Consider the following 26433-nt stretch of genomic DNA (forward strand, 5'->3'; position numbering starts at 1 on the left):
TATGGAAGTTGGCAATAAAAGGTTATATAGTTTCGAGATACAACTGCTGTAATTCATTTGCAGAGATACCATCGGTACTTACTGAATGTACAAGACTACCCTGCTTCATAATCCCAATGCGGGAGCCTACATTCACAGCGTTGAATATATCATGGGTTGCCATGAATATCGTCTTACCATCTCCTGCCAATTCCTTACAGATAGCAGTAAATTCAGCCGTAGCTTTAGGATCAAGCCCACTGGTAGGCTCATCCATAAAAATAACGTCCGCATTTTTGGATAGCGCGATAGCAATACCAACTTTCTGACGCATTCCTTTGCTATAAGTGCCCAAGCGCTTTAAATGGGCTTCGGTTTGTAACCCTGCTTTTCTAAGAAAAGCCGTTAATTCTTCACGGGAATATGAGAATCCTGCGAGACGACTGAAAAAATCCAGGTTCTCCACACCGCTAAGATTGCCATAAAGTTGTACCACTTCCGGAATGTAAGCGACCATATTCTTAGTGCTGGTATCATTCCCGTTAACTTCTACTCCTTTAATTAGCGCCTTTCCCGCGGTCGGCTCCAGAAATCCCAGAAAGAGATTGATAGTGGTCGTTTTACCCGCCCCGTTCTGACCCAACAAACAGAATATTTCACCGGTATGGATAGACAGGGATAATTGTCTGAGCGCTGTGTATTGCTGATAGTCCTTGGTCAGATTAACAGCTTCTAATACGACTGACATATAATTCAATTTTTTATTTACAGAATGGACATGACTGAGTCGCCGGAATGCATCCCGGTTCACACAGCAGATATAGGTGCTTGACATTATGGTTACTATGATAGCAATCATAATGACAGCCTGGCCTTAAATGGTTGAGCTTTTGGACTTACGCAGTCGGAGATCCGCGGGTATTATAGTAACGCAATGAGGGAGGATAGCACACTGTCAGGCAGGGCTGTCTATACCGCTGGTATTGTACTGGAATGAAACTATTCCAGTTATCGTCCTGGGCAATGTACGGAGCATATGCATGCTCACAAATGATGCAGGAATGAGATACGCTGACATGCTTTTTATCAGAGCCTGGTGCTTTAAAGTAAGCATGATTTGCCTGGTGTGCATGGGAATGCCAGAGTGCCACGGGAAACAGAATGAACCCGTAGAGCAATACCATAAATATTGCCAGTACTCGTTTATGACGGCGATTTACTCCCATACCTAAATGTAACGAAGTTGCAAATATAGGAGTTTATTTGAGATTATACAGTATTAGTCATGGAATGGGAAGAATAACACAGAATATGTTAGATCAGTCACCGGCTCACGAATAAGCCGGTATGTCCTAAAACCTACAACTTTTACACATTCCTGCGCATTCTTAATAAAAATTTGCCGTCTGGCAGATATCTTATCAATCAGGTAAAAGACACCTTCTTACCTTGGGCTTTACCAGGATGTCATTGTAATATTTAAGGACCAATCCAATCACACAGTTGATCTAATATCATATTTATCACAGCTGTATGATTGGATTGGTCAGTATAATCAAGTAGTACTTAATCGGGTTTCAGTATCTGGTAAAGACTTCTTCTGAAAACGGTTTTTGAGTCTTTCAATAATCAGATACATTGCAGGAACAACAAACAGCGTAAGAATCATCGAACTGGTCAAACCACCAATAATTACCCAGGCCATCCCGTTTTTCACTTCGGAACCTGCGCCTGAAGCCAACGCTATTGGCAGCATACCCAATATCATTGCCAGAGTAGTCATCAGAATAGGTCTGAGACGCTCCTTGCCTGCTTCAACCAATGCCTCATGAACGGGTTTGCCTTCCTCTTTCAACTGATTGGTAAAATCGACTATCAGGATCGCGTTTTTCGATACGAGACCGAGCAACATGATTACGCCAATAATTGAGAAGATATTGAGTGTTTCCATTGTTAACGCAAGGGCCAGCAATGCCCCGATCAGCGCAACAGGAATTGAGAACAATACTACAAATGGATAAATTATACTCTCATAGAGAGCAACCATAATAAGATACACCAGCAGAATTGCTACAATTAAAGCTAAACCAAGGCTCTCGAATGCATCACCCTGATTCTTAACATCACCAAGATATTCTATGGTAACCCCCTGTGGTAATTTTATCCCAGCTACTTTCTTCTTAATATCCTCTGCAACAGTTCCCGTCGGCCGACCGGCAACGTTCGCATTTACAGTAATAGAATTTAACCGATCACTCCTTTCCAATACACTTTCCCCCATCGTTTCTTTTACATCAGCGAACTGGCTCAACACAAAGCGCTGCCCGTTATTGTTAGAGAATGTAAGGTTCCGTACGTCATTAATATTAGAGCGGTCATACCGGTCAAGACTTACCAGAATGTCGTACTCATTGCCACCTTGCTTGAATTTACTGTTGTCATTACCACTAAAAGCGTTTTGTAAAGCTCCACCGACCTGGCTCGCATTCAGACCCAGCAAAGTCATCTTCTCTCTGTCCAACTTCACTTCAACCTGTTGCTTAGGATCTTTAACAGATAATTGTACGAATTGCGTACCTGGTACTGTCGTTACTTGTTTAAGATATTGTTCGGCAACAGAACGCACAGACTTCAGATCAACTCCTTTTATAGCAATCTGAATAGGAGCCTGATTAGCATTACCCGTGATAGAAGTTGGGGAAGCTGTAATCTTGGCCCCAGGAACAGCAGCACTTAGTTCCTTTTGCATCATGATCCCGAATTGTTCAGCTGTCATGTCGCGTTCCTTGGCATCTTTCAACGTCACAGTAATTTCGGCACGGTTTGCATTATTCCCCGTACCAGCTACACCACCACTTAGGAATCCAATGCTTGAAAAAACCTTATCCACTTCGGGTCTTTTCATAATTATCTTCTCTACATCCTGTGTAAGTATATTCGTCTGGTAAATGTTAGCGGAAGGATTCAGCTCCAGGTTGATCATCAATTCGCCCTGATCTCCTGAAGGAATGAATGCTGCTCCAATAAAACCTTTAGCGATCAGCATAATTGAGCCGATAATTAGTACAATTACGCCGGAGAGCAACCATCGTTTCTTACGCAGCATGACCACTAGCATATTGCCATAACTATCTTTCGTATTATCAATCAAACGCTCAAAGCCCAGGTTAGCTTTACCCCAGAGACTTTTCGGATTCAGATGTTCCAATCGGCCAAAACGGCTGGCAAGCATTGGCGTCACCGTAAATGATACAAAGAGACTCATTAATGTAGAGACAACCACTACCAGCGAAAACTCGCGGAGGATGGCTCCAATAATGCCGCCAGACATTGCAAGCGGGAGGAATACTACGACGTCCACCAGTGTAATAGCCATTGCCGTAAATCCAATTTCATTTCGCCCCTCCAGTGCAGCAGTCCTTTTATCAGATCCCATTTCAAGATGCCTGTAGATATTCTCTAATACCACAATCGAGTCGTCTACCAGAATGCCCACTACCAGAGACAATGCCATCAGTGTCATCAGGTTCAGGGAGAATCCTAACAGGTACATTGCAATGAATGTCGGTATAATAGAACATGGTAATGCCACCATTACAAACATAGAACTCCTGAAGCTGTGCAGAAAAGCCAGCATCACTACACCTACTATAATAACTGCCAATATCAGGTCTTCCATTACCGCATCTGCAGAACGCAATGTGTAAGTAGATTGGTCGGTAGAAATGGTGAATTGGAGTGCATTATTTTTATACTGTGTTTCTATACGCTCAAAGGCAGCTTTTACCTGCCGGCTAACATTCACCGCATTGGCATCCGATTGTTTAATAATCTGGATACCGATTGAAGGTAAGCCGTTGATATGGTTAATAGCGGTAGCCTTGGCAGTTGCGTCTACCACTTCTGCAACATCTTTCAGATAAATACTGCCCTTACCAGGCTGCTGCCTTACAATTAGTTCCCGTAGCTGATCAACGGAAGCCACATTGGCATCGTACTGTATAGTGAACTGCTGGTCTCTTGTTTCAATACTACCTGCCGGAAATGACTGATTCGCATTATTCACCGCATTTGTCACATCAGATATACTGAGCCCGTAAGCCCATAGTTTGCTCTGATCTACATTGATCTGGATCTGCCTTTCATCACCGCCGATGATATTAACCTGTCCTACACCCTCCACATTTTGCAGTATAGGCCGCAGTTGCTTATCTACAAACTCATATAATGCTGCGGGTGCCAAGTTGGATGTAACACCGGCACGAATCACAGGCACTTCTTCCAGATTGACTTTATTAACCAGCGGACGGTCGGCATCATCTGGAAGATCATTTAGAGCCTGATCAGCCTTACGCTGTACGTTAGCCTCTGCTTCGTCGATGTTGGTACCGCTTTTAAATTGTATAATGATCTGTGACACTCCCTCCTGAGAAGTGGAATTGATTTTATCCAATCCCTCTACTGATGCGAATATATCTTCCAGCTTTTTTGTCACTGAGGACTCAACTTCTGCGGCAGAAGCACCGGGATACACAGTACTGACTGTTACAGTCGGCACCTCAATTTTTGGAAGCAGGTTATAATTCAACTTCTTGTAGCTTATCATCCCAAAGAGAATAAGCACCGTAAATATCACAATGATCAGTAAAGGCCGCTTTACGGCTATTTCTGCTATTGACATGAGCGATAATATTTTTTATTTGGACACGCTGACAGCGCTGCTATCCTTTAAATTAATCTGACCAGAAGTCACCACCCTTTCACCCGCTTTAAGACCGTCGAGTACCTGAACCATACCATTCATATCTGCTCCTGTTTTAATATTACGCTGGCGTACAATACTATCCTGCAAAATATACACAGAAGCGTCCTTTACACTTTCTGTCAAGGCTTCTCTTGGAATAACGAGCACTTGCTGTTCAGTTTTTCTTGTAAAATCAACATATACAAAAGTGCCGGATCGGAGCAGGGTCTGCTCTTCATTGCCAATTAAAATCTCTACCATGTAGTTATGGGTTTCATCTGCCTGCGGACTAATAAAGCTGATTGAACCTGTGAAGGTTTTACCAGGATATACGTCAGTTGTAATTTTCACCTGTTGCCCTTCTTTCACCTTATATACTTCCGCTTCTGTAAGATTGACCTGCACTTTAGCACGCGACAGATTAACAATTGATGCAATCTCAGTCCCAGCATTGACAAACATTCCCTGTTCTACCTTTTTCGCGGCAATGATCCCCCCCGTGGGAGCAAGAATAGCAGCATCTGATATATTCTTTCTTGCCTGCTGTACCTGATTTACTGCATTCTCGTAATTCTGTCTGATCTCATTTACCTTTTCCTGGGTAGCCGCCTTTCCTGCCAGTAACTCAGTGTATACCTGCAAGTCGCTACGTAACTTAGCTGCATTGGTTTCTGCCTTTTGCAGCTCCAGCTGTCCTAGGCGGGTATCTGTTACCGCAAGGACTTGCCCCTGCTTCACCTTATCCCCTAGCTCAAACTTTACCTGCAGGAGCGTACCGCCAGTCATTGCGAGTGCTTTTGCTTCCTTAAAAGGCGCTAGATTACCTGTCTTAAGTATATTTATTTCAAGTAGCTTTTCTTCCACCGTAGCGACCTTCACAGGAATACGAACTACTGTAACCGGTGCCGGTTTATTCTTCTCATTCAATTTGCGCTTGTTAGCGGCAAGTTTAAAAGCGATCAGAGCAACGATCGCAATTACAACAGTGATGGTAATATATCTGGTCTTCATGTGCTGAGTTATAAAGCCGTATAAAAAGTTTTTAGAGAGCCTGCCGTTTTCTCCAGTTCCAGCCTGGCCAAAATCAGATTGTAAAGGGAGTTAAGGTAATTATTCTGCGCTTCCTTTACCGAGTTCTGGGCATTGATCCAATCAGTCATATCTGTAGTCCCCTTCTCATATTGGAGATTGGTCACATCAAAAACAGACTGGGCAAGCTCGATGTTACGCCTGTTATTTTCAACATTACTCTGTTCCTTCTTCATTTTAGTCCTGGCGTTTTCGTACTCCAGCTGATACTTTCCTTCATCGAGTTTCAGCTGTTCCATTGCATTCAAATGTTTGTATCTGGCTTGGTTATATTGTGCGTTTCTTTTAAAGAAATCGAGTAATGGAAAGCTAAGCTTCAAACCGATGGCAGAGTAAGTGCTCATAGTGGAGAACGATTCTCCCAGGTGATCACCAAAACCAATTGCTCCGTATCTTGCATACGCAGTTAGTCTGGGGAAGATGCCTGCCCTGATACGTCGCTGGTCAATATCAAGCAAGGCTGCGTTTACCTGGGAAAGCTGATAATCTGTACGGTTATATGCCGAGAAAACATTGTTTTCTGCCATTACTGGTGCAACAATGCGAATACTCCCCTGTGCATTAGCGCTGTCCACAACTATAGGATCATTAATTGGATATCCCATTTCATATTTCAGTTGATTTTCAGAGAGCGTAAGGTTACTCTCTGAAACGACAATTTGGGACATGGCATTATTATAGTCAACGGTAACCTTATCCAACTCTTTCTGTAGCAACACCCCCTTTGTTACCCGTTGGGAAGTAATATCTATCTGCTGACGATACTTTTCAAGGTTGGTTTTTAGCATGCCCAGTTGTTCCCTGTAAATGAATATCTGATAATACGCGGTAGTAATATTATAAATAATAGTCTCTTCACTCTTCTTCTTATTAAGCGTCGCCTGTTGTACATTGTACTTGTTGGCCTTAAGTCCGATGATGAGTGATTGATCAAAAATGGTCTGGTCCAGCTGGGCAGATCCGTTAGTGTTAAATTTCTTGGTAAAAGCGACACGTAGATCCTCAGGACCAAATATTCCGGCAGGGATTACCGTTTCCTGTACCTTCAGGTTATCGTCAAGTGCGCCATTCAAACTGACGGAAGGCAGATATGCAGCAAGCGCTTCCCTGGCCTGTGCATCCGCAGCTTTCTTTTCGTTATCATAGATGACGCTGTTACGGTTATTTTTCATACCGTACTCTATACAACTACGTAGTGTCCAGACGGTTTGCCCAAAGAGGCCCAAAGGTAGTAACGCAAATGTTGCAAGTAAGAGTGTTTTATTCATATATAATCTAAGAGATCCATAAAGTCCGGTCCGACGCTATTTCGGCAGGCGTCGGTCAGTATCTGACAGTAAAACTAGATGATCCCCATGGTCTCATTACTAATATTCCTATGAGAGAGACATATGGGGTGATGAAATGATCAATTTCACAAACGAAATGCCAACAGGTGATCACTGTTCCACCCAGCGAAGGAAGTCCTGCGCTTTCAGCCGTGAAATCACCACCTTTTCGGGCGTATCGCAGCTAGTTTTCACTACAAGCCGGCGGTTAAAGTAGTGTTCTATGTCCTTTACTATGTTCCGGTTAATAATAAACTGACGATTAGCCTTAAAGAAAAATCGTGGATTTAACATTTCCTCAAGCTGTTCTATTGTGTACTGAACGGTATAGTCCTGATGATCAATCGTATGTAGCCTGACAATACCATTGGATGTATACACGAATGCAATACTATCCACTCTGACCGGGACAATCTTCTCACGGTAATACACCAGAATGGATTGCTTATACGACGCGTCCAGCTGGTTGAGCGCCCTACTTAAACCTGTAGCATACGTAACTGCTGAAAAATGCTCACGTATACGGTGATACTTCTGGATACTGCGTTCCAGCATACCTTCTTCAATCGGCTTCAACAGGTAGTCAATACTGTTGGATTCAAATGCATGAACGGCGTACTGATCAAATGCAGTACAAAAAATCACAGGCGCAGTAATCTGTATTTCCTTGAAAACGTCAAAACTAAGCCCATCCCCTAACTGTATATCAGAAAAAATAAGGTCCGGATGCTTGTTCTCTCGAAACCAGGTTACAGCAGACGCGACTGAGGGTAATATGCTTATCACCCGGATCTCCTGATCCAGATTCTCCAGCATAGACTTTAATTCGCTGGCCGTTCTGCGTTCATCTTCAATTATGATTACGTTCATTGGTAATGAGTGGTAAGCTGACGGTGAATGTCTCCTGTGTACTATTGATCCTGATATCTCTGTTAAATAATAACAGGAATCGGTCTCTGATATTCTGCAATCCCAATCCTGTACTCTCTGCGGCGACCTTTTTAGGACGACAATTATTAACTACATCAAGTTCCTCATTTGTATTTACCGAAATACAGATGTTCAAAGGCTTTTCAGGCGATAAAGCATTGTGTTTGATAGCATTCTCTAACAGCAATTGGATGGATAGCGGAGGTATCCGGCAATCCAGATAATCTTCAGGCACATCAATTGTCACATTTAACGCCGTTTCAAATCGTTGGTGCAGAATGTAAATATAAGAATGCGTAAAAGATAACTCCTCGGAAAGCGACGTTACATGATGCTCATTATAATTAAGCAGATAGCGGTAAACATGCGCCAGCTGCACAACAAATTTCTTGGTGTCAGCGTCTGTTGCAATATTTTTTAATGTGCTTAGCGAATTAAAAAGGAAATGAGGACTAATCTGTTGCTGTAGCGAGATCAGCTGGGCACGCAAATGCGCCTGTTTAAGGTGTTCATTCTCTAACCTGGTCTTCTGCAATACATTATTAGTGAAAATGATATTGAAGACGATATAACAGATCATACTGAGAAAGAAACCGGCAACAAGCCGCCTCAGAAAATCCGGCAGTGTCCCATACTCAGGTATATCGCGCGGAGGCATCAATTCCTTCGGAAAATAAAGATCATAACAGTATGTAATAACAAGTGCTGCCAGCGTTCCGGCAACAATACTTGTAATGGTTCTCACTCTATTATCAACAGGTAGTTGATAGTTACGGAAAAAACCATGCGTAAACCAGCAACAGAGAATTAATATGGTAATGGTTATTATGTGCCCCAATACCTGTCCTACACTCCATACCCGCACCTCCCCCAGCCTCATTACCAATGTGCCACCTGCAAGTATGCTGATGAGAATAAAACACCATTTTAAATGGTATGATCTGAACATGCGCAAATGTAACGATTAGGCAACCGCAAGACATCGAAAAAACAGGCGAAATGGACAATTTCAGGGCTGAAATGACGGAAAAGGCTGAAATTATCCGGAGGCACTTTGAAATAGTGCCCTTAAAAATTCCTATCGTCCTAAAATTAGTCGGGGGGAATCATCATGATTCAGTACTTATGCGACCGACATCATTCCTCCCCCCTGACGAACAATTATTTATAAGAAACGAGACGTTTATTGCTTCGCATAACCTGCAGAATAGCAGATATATCTGTTAAGATATTTTCATGATGCACGTCATGTAATTGTATCAATTCAAAATTAGCAGGATCGGCCAGCACATTCCTTATATTATTGTCAGGTAATGCCAGAACATGATCTGTCAAAGCATCAAGTGCTTCAGAAGCATGAATAAGTGGTGCTTCTGACTTCTGCATTGCTTTCAGCAAAATGACCCGGGTATGACGCAATCTGGCAGATAGTGGCTGATTGCCCAATTGTAATACGCCTGCTTCATAGGTGTCGCTTGGCAAACTATTACCGGCAATAGTGTTTGTCAGCGATACCAACAGTTCATCACCATCAGGCAATACGGTATCCAGTAGAAAAACGCGAATGTCCTTAACACCCCTTTGCTCGAGTATTGCTGCTATCTCCAACGCAATCTGTCCACCGAGCGACCATCCTACAAGTACATAATGATCCGGATACGCCGGTAATTGCACCTCATCAATGAATGTAAGATATTTTGCTGCCAATGCGTGCAATTGGAGAATCGGTTCATGATGACTTCTGTTATAAGGTTCTATGCCATAACAGGTATAATCAGTTCCTAACTCTTCGGCCAGAGAAGTGTAAACTTCAACACCGGCACTACCAGGGTGTATCATAAACAAAGGCGGCTTATCAACTGCTTTGTTAAGCCTGACGATGTACTGCTGTTCACGTTCTTTATCTCCCAGAAGTTCTGCCAGGCGTGAGATGGTTTTCGTCAGGTAGATATCAACCACTCGTAGATCGACATTAAGCTGACGATTTACCTTGTTTATCAACTGCATCGCCAGAATACTGTTGCCTCCGATACGGAAGAAGTCATCATGAATACTAATTTGTCCGGAAGGCAAGCCAAGCACCGCGCTGAAGACCTCAGACAAGCGATATTGCATATTATTTACAGGCGGATGATATGTATGCACTGACGGCCGGTCAGGGGCTTTTAATGCCTTACGATCGATCTTACCATTGGCAGTCAGCGGCATATCTTCTAATTCAATTATTTCGGCAGGAATCATATACTCTGGAAGGCGCTGTAACAGGTAATCCTTCAGTTGCGTAGCGTTAGACGGATGCAACCCGGCCACGAATGCGCTCAGCTTTTTAGCAGCATCTTCTCCCGTAACCTGTACTACAGCTTGCTTAACCAGCCCACTTTGCAACAGTATTTGTTCGATCTCTCCCGGTTCAATACGATGTCCTCTGATCTTGACCTGCTCATCTATCCTTCCTATATAATCAATGTTCCCGTCTGGCTGCCATGCACCCAGATCGCCGGTATGATAAATGGTTCCCTGATACTTATCTCCAAATGCCACAGTTACAAACTTATTTGCAGTCAGCGCTGCACGATTGAGATAACCAAGGCTTATACCCGCCCCACCAATACATATTTCTCCTGGTACTCCATGTGGTAAAAGATGCCCTTTCCTATCCAATATAAACACCTGCGTATTTGCTACCGGGCGTCCGATAGGTATACGGGTTTGAACGCGCTCACCTTTTAGGTACTTATAAGTAATAGCTGTCACTGTCGTCTCCGTTGGACCATATTCATTGTAAAAAGCAATATCAGAAGAAAGCTGCGCAGGTAACCAGGCAGGACAATCTTCACCTCCAACGACTATGCGTCGCAACGTATGGTGGGATGGCAAGGGAAACAGATGCTTTAATAATCCAGGCGTGATATCAAGATGAGTTATACATCTAGAAACTAGCATCTTATTAAACACGCTGGCATCTAACAATGCCTGCTTCTGTGCAATGTAAACACTCGCCCCGCTGGTAAGCGGAACAAATAGCTGCTCTACAGAAGCGTCAAAAGTGAAGGAGGCGGTCAGTACCGACTTGTCGGTTACACACATATTATACTCACGTTGACGGTCGCCTAACAAGTTTATGACTGAACGATGTGCAACCACTACTCCTTTCGGCTGTCCTGTAGATCCCGAAGTATATATGACATAAGCAGGAGCATCAGATGTGACACTTATATCGATAGGCTGTAAATGTGCTGTAGAATCAATCGCTTTGCTGACATCGGCTATATGAGCAATGGTGCTTATACTATCGGCAACACAAATGCTACCTGCATTCAATATAAAAGGAGCACGGCTGTCCTCTAATATCTGCTTCACCCTTTCTACGGGATACTCCACGTCCATCGGTACATACGCAGCTCCTGCTTTAAGTATGCCCAGGATAGCCACTACTGAGTGTACCGAACGATCTGCATACATCGGTAATAATGTTCCCGCAGATACGCCACTTTGTTGCAGGTAGCAACTTAGCCTATCAGCCAGTTGATTCAGATCTGCATATGTCAGCATTAGTGTATCATCCTCAACAGCTATTGCTGCGGGTGTAGTTGCTGCCTGCTTTTCAAACAGACTCACCAGCGTCGCCTCAGTATCATATTCGCTACACGTCTGATTGAGTGTTAATAGCAGATTCGTGACTTCTTCATGTGATAATATCTGCAGCAAGTCAACAGGCTCATTGTAACGATGCAGATAAGCATCCAGTATAGCATTGAGCCATGTATGCAGTTCCTCCAGCGTTCTTCCGCCGGAAAGCTGACGCTGCTGAGAGTAAATAATCGTTAAAACATCCCCGGTTATACTAACATCAAAATCCAGGTATGTGTTTGTCCTATCGTTACCTGGCGCGGGATCTGGCCGCTGTGCGGCGGCCGCATGTCCCTCAGTAAAAAGCCCGGGATTTATCGCATCATACACGTAAAAGTTGGTGAAATTAAACAATATGTCAAAAAACGGATTATCATCTGTCGCAAGTTCACCAGTTGCTTTTACAATTTCCAGTAATGGAAAATTCTCATTTTCCTTGAGTGCCTTTAATTTATTCTCTATTTCATTAAAATAACTGCTCCATGAAGTATTCTTACCGGCTTTACTAATACGGAAAGGTATCGTATTAAGAAAACACCCTAACAGACGGTCACCGTCTTCCATAACAGGCCGGCTATTAGTAGTCAATCCTATTGTCATCTCATCCTCATGTGTCAGCATTCCTGTCAGGAACAGAAACGCTCCCAGGAAAAGTGATTTCACAGAGATCTGGTCATGGTCCGTACGCCGCTTTAATTGCTTCCAATAGTTGCTATCATACGTCTGGATATACTTCCTTTGCTCAGGATTATGAGTAAACAGCCTCAATCTTTTATAGCCTTCCATCTGCTGCTGCCAGAAAGATGCATGTTTGCCTGACCTTTTTTCCACAAGACTTTCCATAACAAAATGCCGATAGGTGCATTTCAATGGTATTAATAAGTCATTCACTGATTTATCCTGTAACAATCTTAAATAGAGATTATTCAATTCAGTGTTAAGATGTGCTACACTCCAACCGTCCAGCATCGCATGATGGAACTCAAAAACAAATACATACCAGTCCGCAAGCCTGATGAATGTACCACGCCATAGCGGACCACGTTCAAAGTCAAACTGTTTCTGCTGCTGCCCCTGCAGATAAGACTGTACAAAACCAGTTGCTTCATTCAATGTTATATCTGATCTATCTATTTGGGCAAATCGGGTTACCGTTTGCTTATACACAATCTGAAGGCCATTAACATGTGCATGCATGTCAAAAGCAGTACGCAGTATTGCATGTTTTTCCACCAGCAGACCAAATGCTGCTTCAAACAAATTTGTATTCAAATCAACAGGTAATACATGAGCAAACTGGTCATGATAAATACCCTCTCCGGGATGCAGTATTGAAGCATATATCATACCACTCTGAATATCGCTCATAGGAAATATGTCAGCAATATCCACAGCATCATTACGCTGACTTAAGACTTCTTCTTTTATTGATGCCACCTCACTTTCCACCTGATTATACAGTTCATTCCCACTTTCTGAAAGCAGTGGCATCTGAGGTAGGGCTGCCGATAGCTGTGCTATGGTGGGTAACTGATAGAGATCATACAACCGTACATTACGGCCAAACACTTGCCTTAGACGACTAACTACTCCAATAGCAATAATAGAGTCTCCTCCGAACCGGAAAAAGTCATCATGTATACCAATGCGTGCGGTATGCAAAGCATCCTGCCATATGGCAACCAACTGAGTCTCCATCTCGTTGCGCGGCGCTACATAGCTATTGCTATTTACACCAGTATTCGTGGGATGTGGTAATGCACGCTTATCTACTTTGCCATTGTTAGTCAAAGGAAGTGCTTCCATTGCGATAACTGCAGACGGTATCATATAATCCGGCAGTCGCTGCCCCAGATAAGATAGTACCGCTGACTCTTCATAATTATCTCCCGGAACAATATACGCTACCAGTCGTTTACCTCCACCTTCCTCATAAATTGTTACTACGCCTCTGCTGATATAACCACTATCCTGCAGCACCTGCTCTATTTCGCCTAATTCAATCCTGAAACCTCGCAGTTTTACCTGATCATCAGTACGCCCCAAGTAAGCAATGCTGCCATCCGGTAAAATTCTGGCAAGATCGCCTGTGCGATACAACCGTTCCCCGCTGACAGGATGATCAATAAAACGCTCTGCTGTTAATTCCGGCTGATTCAAATAACCACGAGATAAACCAGCACCACCAACATATAGCTCGCCAGGAACGCCTGGCGGAAGTCGCCTGAGGTATTTATCAAGTACATAAGCTGTACGATTTTTTAATGGATAACCTATGGGGACACTCATATTGGCAGTAATCTCCCTAATATCGTATGTGAGCGAGAATGTCGTATTCTCTGTCGGTCCATAACCGTTAATAATCCTAAGATCCGGATAAGTGGCCTTTAAACGAGTAATATGATAGGCTGATAGCTTCTCTCCTCCTGCCAGCACTGTATTCAAACCCGCAAATACACGTAAATCTGTATCTACTAACTGATTCAGCCAACCGGAGGTAAACCACATACGTGTCACGCCTCTCTCCTGTATTTCTTCCTTCAACTGCTCATTATCCAGTAACCTGTCTTCACTACATAAGACCAGCGTTGCCCCGTTTAACAAGGTCCCCCAATATTCTATCGTACTGGCATCAAACGAAGGAGAACCGGTTGAAAGTAATACGTCTGCTGCTGACCAGTCCAGAAATCCACTACCCAAAGCCAGACTTACAACATTCTGATGAGTGACCATTACCCCTTTCGGGCGGCCAGTAGAGCCAGATGTATACATTACATAAGCAAGACTATCTGCCGTGATATCTACCTGTAAAGCCGCCGTCGGCATCAATCCCAATATAGGTTGTAATGCTTCCAGGGTAAGTACCTGCACATCATTATCAAACAAATCTCGATACTCACTGCTGGTGATCGCCAGCTTGTAATTAGTGTCTGACAGCATCTGTTCAATACGTTGCTGGGGATAACGCGGATCTAACGGTACAAATGCTGCTCCTGCCTTTAGAATACCCAGTAATGTAACAATCAGATCTGCCGATCTGTCCAGACATACGGGGATCAACGTTTCAGGAATCACGCCTGACTTTAATAAGTACGCTGCCAGCTGATTAGATGCTTCTTCAACTTCGGCGTAAGTCAGTATTGTGTCTTCAAAGATTAATGCGGTCGCCGATAGTGTAGCTGATGCTTGTGTACTAAATACCTCCCCTATTGTCAGGTTGGAAGGATAAGTAATTTTAGCTCGTTCGGAAAACAGCGCTGCTTCTTCCTGCTGATAAAAAGACAAGTCATCTACACGAGCTTTTGGATTACTCACAATATCCTGCAATAAAGTAATGTAATGCCTGAACAACTGATCAATACTGGCAGGTAGAAAAAGATCCGTACAATATTCTACACTTATTGACAATCCGTCCATTTTCTCAATCACAGAGATATTCATGTCAAACTGCGCCGTATCCCGGTCTATACTTTCTACAGTCAGGGAAAGATCACCCAGTTTGAGCTGAGGAACCTCCGGTATATTTTGCACATTAAACAGCACCTGGCACAACGGATTCCTGCTACGGTCGCGCTCCTGCCCTGCCGCTTCTACAATTTTTTCAAATGGAAGATCCTGGTGTTCATAAGCATTGAGCGTATTTTTCTTTACCTGCTGTAGCAATGACTGAAAATCAGGATTCCCCTCCAGCTTATTTCTCAGCACAACGGTATTGGCAAAAAATCCAATGAGTGATTCCAGTTCATCCTGCGTCCTTCCCGCAATAGCCGTTCCAATGCAGATATCTTCCTGACCTGTATAGCGGTAAAGAAGAACGTTAAATGCAGACAGCATGGTCATGAACAGCGTTGTATGCTGCTGGTAAGACAGATTTTTCAGCGCTATGGCGAGATCACTGCCGATATCAAACCAGGCTACTCTGCCATTGCTGCTTTGTACCAGTGGTCTGGCAAAATCAAGTGGCAATTCAAGCCGGGCAACATCCTGCAAGTAGTTGCTCCAGAACGCTGCCTTCCGCGACCATATTCCCTCCTCTTGTTGCCGGCGTTGCCAGATAGCATAATCAGCATATTGTACTGGCAAAATCGGCAAGGTAGACATCCTCCTATTGATACGGGCATCATATAATTCTACCAATTCACGCACAATTACAGAAAGCGACCATCCATCTGCCGCGATATGATGCATGGAAAGTACCAGTAAGTGGTCATCATCGGCAAGACTGAACAAATTCGCCTTCAGCATATAGTCTCCTGACAGATCGTACGCTGTATTAAATATCTTTTGAATCTCATCCTGTAATGCCTGCGAATGATCAGCCGATGCAGGAATATCTTTCATATGTAGTTGCCATTCATCAGCTGGTCTGACGTACTGAAACGGCCCGCTGCTTTCCTGTCGGATTACAGTACGTAATATTTCATGCCTGCTGACAATCTCCCGTAATGCATCCTCTAATGCTGCCTTATCAGGTTGTCCTTTCAGCCGCAAGGGAATAACGATCTGGTATTGTTTGCTACCATCCAGCTGATCGATAATCCATAATGCTTCCTGTCCGTAAGAAAGCGGAAGCTTCTCCCCTTCCTTGCGTTGAGCAGGCTGGATTTTTTCCATTTCCCGCCCTTTTTCTATCAGGTCATTCCCTAGAAAATCGCTGATTTCTGCTTTATATTGCCTGATCTCAGCAAGTAACGCCGGGTCCATCTCTACATCCTTCTTTACTCTCACCTTTATTTTATCATCTTCCAGATATACTTCCACCCCATTTTTCCTCGCATTACTTAATACATCAATGGCTTTACTAAAGTCGGTTTGCATTGTATCAATATTAGAGATGGTTAATTATAATTCGAACACATTATAGTCTGCCGCAACAGGTGCCTGTTCTACAGATGACAACATGTCGAGGTAGGATGACAGCAACGCTATTGTTCTAAATTCAAACAGCCGCTTTACTGGCACATCCAACCCGATATCTTTCTTTATCCTGGCATTTACACGCATTAAGACTAATGAATGCCCACCCAGTTCAAAGAAATCGTCATTCATACTGATAGGTGATATGCCAAGTAACTGTTCCCAGATTTTTGCCAGCAACTCTTCCTGATGATTACGGGGCGCTATATATTCTTTGTTTTCCCGAACCTGCATGTCTGCCTCCGGTAAGGCACGCTTATCTATCTTCCCGCTCGGTGTAAGTGGCCATTTTTCCAGACTGATGATTACTGTCGGCAACATATGCGATGGCAACTGCTGCTGCAACTGTTCGGTAAGTAACTCCTTACTATAATTAGCAGCAGGAAGAACATAGGCCACCAGTTGTCGGCCATTCCCCTGCCCCTGTACCAGAACAACTGTCTGTCGTACCAACCGGGTATGCATGATCTGCGCTTCTATCTCGCCTGGTTCTATACGATAGCCTCGAATCTTTACCTGTTCATCTGTACGGCCTAGGAAATCCATTTCACCGTCCGGTCTCCAGCGGGTCAGATCCCCTGTACGGTAAAGCAGCTCCTGTTTTCCTTCAATCAGACTATGTAGGCCAAACTTCTCGCGAGTCAGTTCCGGTTTGTTATAATACCCCTTACCTAAGCCATCTCCGCCAACATATAATTCTCCCGGCACACCCTGCGGCAGCAATCTTTGCTGTTTATCCAACACATAGACGGTACGATTGGCAGGCGGTTTCCCTATCGGCAGATCTCCATCATAATGTCTTTTTACAAGATGGCAGGCCAGGGAAATCACAGAATTTTCTGTCGGCCCATATGCATTAATAACATCAACATCCGGCAACACTTTCCTGAGCTGATTAATATGTGAGGTAGATACCTTCTCTCCACCCGTAATGATCATCTTCAAAGGTCTTAACACATTTATATCAGAGTCAATCAGCTGATGTAACCACCCAGCAGCTATCCACATTTTTGTAATGCCTGATGCTATAATCTTATCTCGAAGAATACTGCTGTCCAGCAGCTCATGTTCCGGTGTAATCACTAATTGTCCGCCATTCAGCAACATAGACCAGTATTCCAGTGTACTGGCATCAAAAGATGGCGACCCCGTAGCTAATAAACGATCAAACGGTCCGAAAACCGCCAGGTTTCCGCCACGCAGAAGGCTGATCACATTTTTATGTGTGATCATCACGCCTTTAGGCTCGCCTGTAGAACCGGAAGTGTACATAATGTAGGCAAGATCCTCCGGAGTTGTTGCCGTCGTCACAGCCCGTACAGCTGGCAGTATATCCCATATGTCAGGAGCATCAAGGCTCAATACAGCATGGCTCTCTAAAAGTGAACCTGCTATTGCTTCGCTGGCTGCTGTGCTGGTCAATATAACTGTCGCTCCAACGTCCCTCAACATGTAACTCAGCCGGTCTTTAGGATAAGCAGGATCCAACGTTACATAAGCTCCTCCTGCTTTTAACACGGCGAGAATGCCAATAATGAGTTCCTTGGTTCTCTCTGTACAGATGCCTACTGGCGTATTGGCCGTCACACCTTGTTCCTGCAACCACAAGGCAACCTGCGTCGCCCTATTATTCAATTCCAGGTAAGTTAGCTGACTATTATTGTCTTTAACGGCAATCGCGCCTGGTGTCCAGAACGCCTGCTCTTCAAACAGCGCATGAATTGTATAAGCATCCGGATAATTAAACGGCTGCGGATTAAGACTGTACAGCAATTGATTAGTTTCGCTTTCACCCAGTACCAGCTGCCTGTTCACGGGCATATCATACCGATACAGATAACTATCCAGCACAGCTTTAAAGTAATGATGTATGCGCTCAAGCGAGATGCCGCTATACAGTGACTTACGTAATGAATAAATAACATTAAGTACTCCACCGGTAACACTTACTGTGCAGTCCAGGAAGGTGTTTGTAGTTTCATTGCCTCTGTCCTGGTGAGAAGCTTCTTCATAACTTTCATCGCTTTTCTCAAACAATGCATCCTGCAGTCCGTCATAAACGTGGAAATTGATGAAGTTAATAATTACGTCAAAGAAAGGGTTCTCGTCATTACTTTTTTCGCCTGTCAGTGAAGCAATCATAGCCAGCGGTGTTCGTTCATGCTCTTGCAAACGTAATAAGTGGTCGGCAACCTGCTCAAACCAAGCTTTCCAGGAAAGTCCTTTTTCACTGGTATTGCAACGGAAAGGTACCGTGTTCAGGAAACAACCCAACATCTTGTCTGCATCTTCAATTCCCGGACGGCTGTTAGTCACTATGCCCACAGTCAATTCGTTTTCAGCTGTTAACATCCCAAGTGCATACAAATGAGCTGCAAGAAACAGTGCTTTCAGAGGAATCTTATCGGTTGAGGCTCTGTGCCTGATCTCTTCAAAATAAGCAGTGGGATAGGTACGAACGAACCGCTCGTTGACATCATCCTGAGTGAAGATATCCAGTCGCTTGTACTCATCCATTTCTTTCATCCAGAAGTCCTTGCTACCTCCCTGCTTTTGTTCTATAATACTATCTATTACAAAGTCTTTATAAGAGGCTTTTAATGGTGTTAATGTCGTTGTGGAATTATCCTGTTGCAGTCTGAAATAGAGGTTGTTTAACTCTGTATTGAGTGTGGCTACGCTCCATCCATCCAGCAATGCATGATGAAATTGGAAGACAAAGAGGTACTGATCTTTCAGCCTGACCAATGTACCCCTCCAGAGTGGTGCAATTGTCACGTCGAATGAGTTACCTCTTTCTGCTGCCAGATATTCCTGAATCCTAGTTGCTGCCTCCCGGCGATCAAGTGTTGACCAATCCAGTTGCTTCAGCGTCACTGGCACCTGTTTGTATACAATCTGAAGCCCATGTTCTTCGATATCCAGGTTGAACCCGGTTCTCAACACCTCATGCTTATTTACGAGTAGCTTAAAAGCCTGTTCCAGCAAAGCAGGTTGCGTGTCAACAGAAAAAGGATAGATAAACTGATCATGGTAGATGCCTTGTCCGGGGTTAAGCAAGGAGGCATATATCATCCCACTCTGGATATCACTCATCGGATAGATATCAGCTATATTATCCGTATCAGGTAGAACAGTCAACGCATGCTCATGCAATGCTGCTATTTCAGCCTTTATGACAGCTCTGAATTGATCCTGAAGATTATGATCAGTTTCACGCAGCTCATCGATAATAGCACTCAAACCGGCAATATGGCCAGGATTATACAGATCATACAGCTTAATACGGCTATCAAACTGTTTGCGCAAATGGCTGATAATACCGATCGCACGGATTGAGTCGCCTCCCAACTGGAAAAAATTGTCGTACACCCCTACCCGGTTTACCTTTAGCGCTTCCTGCCAAAGGTCGGCAATGGCCTGCTCAGTCTCGTTGCGAGGTGCTACATAAATATCGCTTTGTACATTTTCTTCATCCGGAGCCGGTAGCGCACGTTTATCCACCTTCCCATTTTTTGTTAATGGCATCGTATCAAGGGTGATGATCACTGCAGGAATCATGTAATCCGGCAGGCGTTGACCAAGATAAGACAGTAAGGCTGCTTCATTATAACCGTCTGCTGGCACAACATAAGCAATCAGACGTTTGGACGGTCCTTCTCCAGACAAAATAACCACTCCGGCGGTAACATAATCACTCATTTGCAGAATGCTTTCAATTTCACCCGGCTCTATGCGGAACCCACGTAACTTCACCTGGTCATCACTACGTCCCAGGTAAGCAATACTGCCATCTGATAATATACGGGCAAGGTCGCCTGTACGATATAACCGTTCTCCCGTAACAGGATGTATAATGAAACGTTCTGCAGTTAGTTCTGGCTGATTAATATATCCTCTTGATAAACCAGCGCCGCCAACATAAAGCTCACCAGCTACGCCGGCAGGTAATTCCTGCTGGTAATTGTCCAGCACATAAGCCGTTCTGTTAAACAATGGGTAGCCTATCGGAATACTGCTACCGGCAGGTACTTCCTTTATAGAATAAGTCAGCGAGAAGGTAGTGTTCTCCGTAGGTCCATAACCATTGATAATGGTTAAATCCGGATAAGCGGTACGCAAGCGACTAATATGGCTCTCTGACAATTTCTCCCCGCCCGCCATAACAGTTTTCAGGCCACTAAACAGAGTGATATCCGTATCCACAAGCTGATTAAGCCAGCCGGCGGTAAACCACATGCGGGTCACGCCCCTCTCTGTAATCTCCTCCTTCAGCTGTTCGCTGTCCAGTAAACGGTCTTCATTACACAATACGAGTGTAGCTCCATTCAATAATGTACCCCAATACTCAATTGTCGTGGCATCAAAAGAAGGAGAACCTGTAGAGAGTAAAACATCAGCAGCTGACCAATCTAAAAAGCCACTGCCCAGCGCAAGACTTACAATATTCTGATGGGTTACCATTACTCCCTTCGGCCGTCCGGTAGAGCCGGAGGTGTACATCACATAAGCCAGATTTCCGGCGGTAATATCAACCGGCGACGGGCCAGTTGGCAGCAGATTTAATACCGGCTGCATGGCTTCTATGGTTAATATCTGTGCCTTGTTGGTAAACAGGTCGCGATAGTCGCTGCTGGTAATAGCTATTGCATAATCGGTATCAGATAACATCTGTGTAATACGCTGTTGCGGGTAACGTGGATCTAATGGCACAAACGCAGCACCCGCCTTCATAATTCCAAGTAAGGTGATTATCAGGTCCGCAGATCGGTCCAGGCATACAGGTATCAGCGTTTCTTTAACAATGCCCAGGCGTGTCAGGTAAGCCGCGAGCTGATTAGCGGCCGCTTCCAGATCGGCATAAGACAGGCTTACATCTTCAAACAAAAGCGCAATGGCATCGGGGGTAGCTGCCGCCTGTGCACTGAAAAGTGTTGCTACTGTCTCATTTACTGGATAAGGTAAAGCAGGTGACTCCGACCGGATCATCCTGGCCTGCACCGCTGCTAATACTGTATGACGGTCCGCTACTTCCCCCGAACGGTGTAAGTAGTTTTCCAGTATAGCATCAAACCAGCAATGAAACTCCTGTAACGTAATGTCGCTCTTCAATCTCTTACGCATCACATAGGACACTGCCAGTACCCCTCCGGTGAGGCTCACTGCACAGTTGAAGAAAGTGTTAGTAGACTCAAAGCCTGTGTTCAGCGTTTGTTTACCCTCCTGAACAGCATCAATACCGGCTGCCAGCAATCCATTCTCTACATTACCATCGTCAAGATTGTTGTACACATGGAAATTAACGAAATTAAAAAGTGTATCAAAAAACGCATTTGCTTCGGAAAAAGATTCCCCGGTTACCTTCATTATTTCATATAATGAGGTCCGATCGTGCTGCTTGAGTGCAACCAACTTATTTTCTATGCCTACAAACCATTCCTTCCAGGTAGTATGCATACCGCTCTTCATAACACGAAGCGGCACGGAATTAAGAAAACATCCCAACATACGTTCCCCATCAGGAAGCAAAGGACGGTTGTTGGTAACGATACCTGTTGTCAATTCATCCTCATGCGTCAGCATTCCAAGTACATAGAGATATGTACCCAGAAATACACTCTTAACCGTCAGTCCATCCTCCTTCGCTTTTGCCGTCACCTGTGCCAAAAACGCATGATCGTAGACCTTGATCACACGTTCATCAATATCTTCCGATGTAAAGAGGTCTAGTCGCTTGTAGTCAGCTAATTCTGACTTCCAGAAATCAGTATGTGTGGACTGGCGCTTCTCCACCAGACTCTCAATAATAAAGTCGCGGTAAGTACTTTTAAGTGCAGGCAGAAAATCCGGTGGAGCGCTAGTTAATAGTGAAGCATAAAGATTATTTAGTTCCGTGTTGAAAGATGCCATACTCCAGCCGTCAATCATGGCATGATGGAACTCAAATACAAAGACAAACTGATCGGACAACCGAATCAGTGTTCCTCGCCATAAAGGCGGCTGCTCCACATTAAATGGCCGTAATCGTTGCTCTTTTAAATAATTGTTCAGACTATTACCTGCCGTATCACTGCTTAACGATGTCCAATCCAGTTGCGCAAAGTGAACAGGAATGTTTCTGTGCAATACCTGCACGCCCCCTAAATGGGCTTGCAGATTAAAGGATGTTCTGAATATCTCATATTTCCTTATTAGAAGTGCAAACGCTTTCTCAAATACAGGAATATTAAGATCCGCAGGAAAAGCATAAGTGAATTGATCGTGGTACATCGCTAATTCCGGGTCGGCCAGAGAAGCCGCTACCATTCCTCCCTGAATATCACTCATCGGATAGATATCTTCAATATTACTGGTATCCTCCAGTTGCGATAACACCTGCGCCTTCAATGCCGCTATCTCCGCTTTAACTGCTACATGTTCCGCACTCTCCGTTGGCATGATCACTGCTGATTGTTCCAGCAATAATGCCAGTTCACTGATTGTTGGCTGCTGATACAGGTCATACAGCCGTACAGATCTGTTAAACACTTGCCGGATGCGGCTGATAACGCCTATTGCTATAATTGAATCGCCACCAAGACGAAAGAAGTCATCATGCACGCCGATGCGCTCTACCTGTAATGCTTCCTCCCAGATGCTTATCAGCTGACTTTCTGCTGCATTACGTGCGCCTACATAACGCGCGGCATGTAGCTGATCGGCTGCCGGGTCTGGTAATGCATGCTTGTCTACCTTCCCGTTATTGGTCAGCGGAAGTGCTGACAGTGTCATCACTACTGAAGGTATCATATAATCAGGCAGCCGCTGCTCCAGGTACGACTGCAACGCTGAAGCCTCATAATCATCTTCCGGCACCACATATGCTACCAGGTGTTTACTACCTCCATCACCACGAAGCACCACAACACCCTGACTGATATAACCACTGTCCTGTAACACACGCTCTATCTCGCCTAACTCTATCCGGAAACCACGCAGCTTTACCTGGTCATCACCACGACCCAGGTAAGCAATGCTGCCATCTGATAGTACCCGGGCCAGATCACCCGTACGGTACAGCCGTTCTCCGCTGACAGGATGATGGATAAAACGTTCCGCTGTCAGCTCCGGCTGATGCAGGTAACCACGCGATAACCCTGCTCCGCCAACATACAGTTCACCAGGAACACCTGTCGGCAGCTGTACCAGGTGATGATCCAGCACATACGCGCTACGATTGGCCAACGGATAACCTATCGGGATACTGGCATTCCCTGCTACGGCTTTAATGGTGTACGTTAGAGAGAAGGTTGTATTCTCCGTCGGACCGTAACCATTGATAATTGCCAGATCCGGATAAGCATCCCTTAATCGGCCAATATGATGAGTGGACAATTTCTCTCCTCCTGCTATGACCGTATTCAAACCGGCGAACACGCTGATGTCGGTATCCACCAGCTGATTCAGCCAACCGGCGGTAAACCACATGCGTGTCACCCCTCTCTCCGCTATCTCTTCCTTTAACTGCGCACTGTCCAGTAATCGGTCCTCAGCACACAATACAAGGGTTGCACCATTTAACAACGTACCCCAGTATTCTATCGTGCTGGCATCAAAGGAAGGCGAACCGGTTGACAGCAACACATCTGCTGAAGACCAATCCAGAAACCCACTGCCCAATGCCAGACTTACTATATTCTGATGCGTGACCATCACTCCTTTCGGACGGCCAGTAGAACCAGATGTATACATCACATATGCAAGACTATCGGCAGCTATCTCCAAAGGGACAGCAGCAACCGGCATTAATTCCAGGACGGGCTGCAATGCTTCCAGGGTGAGTACCTGTGCGTTGTTATTAAATAAGTCACGATACTCATTACTGGTGATCGCTAGCTTATAATCTGTATCTGACAGCATCTGTTCAATACGCTGCTGCGGATAACGCGGATCCAGCGGTACAAAGACTGCTCCTGCTTTCAAAATACCCAACAATGTCACAATCAGATCCGCCGAGCGATCAAGGCATACCGGCACCATCGTCTCAGAGGTGATACCCGACTGTAGCAGGTAAGCGGCTAATTGATTAGAAGCCGCTTCCAGCTCTTCGTAAGTAAGCTTTGTATCTTCAAATATCAATGCAGTAGCCGCCGGACTAACAGATGCCTGTTTACTGAACAACTCGCCTATAGACTGTCTGGAAGGATATGGTAATATAGCTGGCGTTGTCAGCACTTCTAGTCGCTGGCGCTCCTGCTCACTGACAATAACCAATTTATCAATCGCTATCGCTGGTTGGGCAACAATATGCCGAAGTGCAGTTATGTACTGTTCAAACAATTGGTCAATACGCTGCTGCCCGAAAAGATCCGTACAATATTCTATATTCAGTTCCAGCAGATCTCCCTTCTCTAATACTGTAATATTAAGATCGAACTGGCTGGTTGTATGTTGCTGGGGTACTGCGTGCAACCGGGCGTCACCTAATGACAGAGCGGGGATCTCCGGCATATTCTGCATCGTAAAAATGATATCATAAAGTGGATGATGCCCCCGATCACGCGGCTCATCCACTATTTCTACAATCTTTTCAAAAGGCAGATCCTGGTGCTCATAGGCAGAAAGCGTTGTATCTTTCACCTGCTGTAACAACGACCGGAAAGATTCGGTCCCGTTCAGCCGACTACGCAAAGCAAGCGTATTGGCAAAGAAACCAATCATCACCTCCTGTTCCTGTTGTGAACGTCCCGCTATCACAGTACCAACACAAATATCTTGTGCACCACTGTAACGGTACAAAAGCACCTTAAACGCTGCAAGAAGCGTCATAAACAAGGTAGCATGTTCCTGCTGCGAAAGCAGTTGAAGCGCTGTTGTCAGGTCAGCCTCTATCTTATAATTAGCCAGAGCACCACGCGTACTTTGTATCGCCGGACGCACAAAGTCATAAGGTAGCGATAGGCGGGACATCCCGTTCAATCGTTCCTTCCAGTAATCTACCTGCTTATCCAGCTTTCCTGTATTTACAAGCTGACGTTGCCACAAGGCGTAATCTGCATATTGTATACGTAGTGCAGGTAACAGTGCGGGCCTATCATTGATCAATGCTGAATAGATAACAATCAGCTCATTAATCAGCACGGACACAGCCCAGCCATCAGCAGCTATATGATGCATACTGATGAGCAGAAGGTGACTTTGCTGGTCTTTACGGAATAATCCGGCCCGTAACATATGATCTGCTGACAGATCAAAAGGGCGCGCGAACCACTCTGATAACATTGTATCAATAGTAACCTGCTGCACCTCAGCCGGAAGTTCAGCAAATTCCAACTGCCAGTTATTAGGCTCAAGGATATGCTGATAAGGCTCACCGGCATCCTGACGGATCACGGTACGCAGAATTTCATGGCGATTAACAATATGTCGAAAGGCTTCCTCCAGTTTATTAACTGAAAGGTCTCCCGTTACTTCAAACAGTGCCTCAATATGATAATGCGTACTCCCTTCCAGCTGATCAATCAGCCAAAGTCCTTCCTGACCGTAAGACAGGGGCAGATAGCCTGTTTCCTCACGCTTTGCAGGCACTATTCCGGGTAAAGACTCTTGTTCCCTGTCAAGATCGTTTAACAGAAAATCAACAATCTCATCTTTATACTGCCGGATCTCATCCAATAAGACGGCATCTACCTGCACCTCGTTACTGGTCCGCATTTTTAATTTATCATTTTCTATGAAGACAAATACTCCATTGGTGCGGGCCTTCTTAAGAATACTGATCGCCTTTTTTGAAGATATGTTCATGAGGCTGCGATTTTAGAATGGTTATGATAAGTG

9 protein-coding genes are annotated in these 26433 nt (G+C 44.6%); all 9 read right to left on the reverse strand.

The genetic code is table 11. The annotated features are described in order from the left end of the window. Window positions 1–22 precede the first annotated feature (22 nt). The 9 genes from K1Y79_RS09960 to K1Y79_RS10000 all read right to left on the reverse strand — a co-directional run bounded on the left by K1Y79_RS09960 (window position 23) and on the right by K1Y79_RS10000 (window position 26400). On the reverse strand, window positions 23–727 hold the full coding sequence (locus K1Y79_RS09960) for an ABC transporter ATP-binding protein (RefSeq protein ID WP_220249871.1): 705 nt from the start codon (window positions 725–727) through the stop codon (window positions 23–25). Between the two features lie 148 nt (window positions 728–875). Continuing rightward, complete coding sequence (locus K1Y79_RS09965) at window positions 876–1205, reverse strand: hypothetical protein (RefSeq protein ID WP_220249872.1); 330 nt, start codon at window positions 1203–1205, stop codon at window positions 876–878. A gap of 329 nt (window positions 1206–1534) precedes the next feature. After that, window positions 1535–4660, reverse strand: a complete 3126-nt coding sequence (locus K1Y79_RS09970; RefSeq protein WP_220249873.1) for an efflux RND transporter permease subunit — start codon at window positions 4658–4660, stop codon at window positions 1535–1537. A gap of 15 nt (window positions 4661–4675) precedes the next feature. Next, the gene (locus tag K1Y79_RS09975; RefSeq protein ID WP_220249874.1) at window positions 4676–5734 is read right to left on the reverse strand and encodes an efflux RND transporter periplasmic adaptor subunit; all 1059 of its coding nucleotides are present in this window, start codon (window positions 5732–5734) and stop codon (window positions 4676–4678) included. Window positions 5735–5742: 8 nt separating this feature from the next. After that, window positions 5743–7080 (reverse strand): TolC family protein, encoded by a 1338-nt coding sequence (locus K1Y79_RS09980; RefSeq protein WP_220249875.1) that lies wholly within the window; start codon window positions 7078–7080, stop codon window positions 5743–5745. A 171-nt stretch (window positions 7081–7251) separates the two neighbouring features. After that, a complete protein-coding gene (locus K1Y79_RS09985; protein ID WP_220249876.1) occupies window positions 7252–8010 on the reverse strand; it encodes a LytR/AlgR family response regulator transcription factor in 759 nt (252 codons plus the stop codon). Further along, window positions 7991–9019: a sensor histidine kinase gene (locus K1Y79_RS09990; protein WP_220249877.1), complete on the reverse strand. Its 1029-nt coding sequence runs from the start codon at window positions 9017–9019 to the stop codon at window positions 7991–7993. Before K1Y79_RS09990 ends, K1Y79_RS09985 begins: the two co-directional genes overlap by 20 nt. A 212-nt stretch (window positions 9020–9231) precedes the next feature. Then, window positions 9232–16518, reverse strand: coding sequence for a non-ribosomal peptide synthetase (locus K1Y79_RS09995; protein WP_220249878.1), 7287 nt, complete (start codon window positions 16516–16518; stop codon window positions 9232–9234). 24 nt (window positions 16519–16542) lie between these two features. Then, on the reverse strand, window positions 16543–26400 hold the full coding sequence (locus K1Y79_RS10000; RefSeq protein WP_220249879.1) for a non-ribosomal peptide synthetase: 9858 nt from the start codon (window positions 26398–26400) through the stop codon (window positions 16543–16545). Window positions 26401–26433 lie beyond the last annotated feature (33 nt).

Origin of the sequence: Chitinophaga rhizophila (assembly GCF_019492185.1) — a bacterium.
GTDB classification, from domain to species: Bacteria; Bacteroidota; Bacteroidia; order Chitinophagales; family Chitinophagaceae; genus Chitinophaga; species Chitinophaga rhizophila.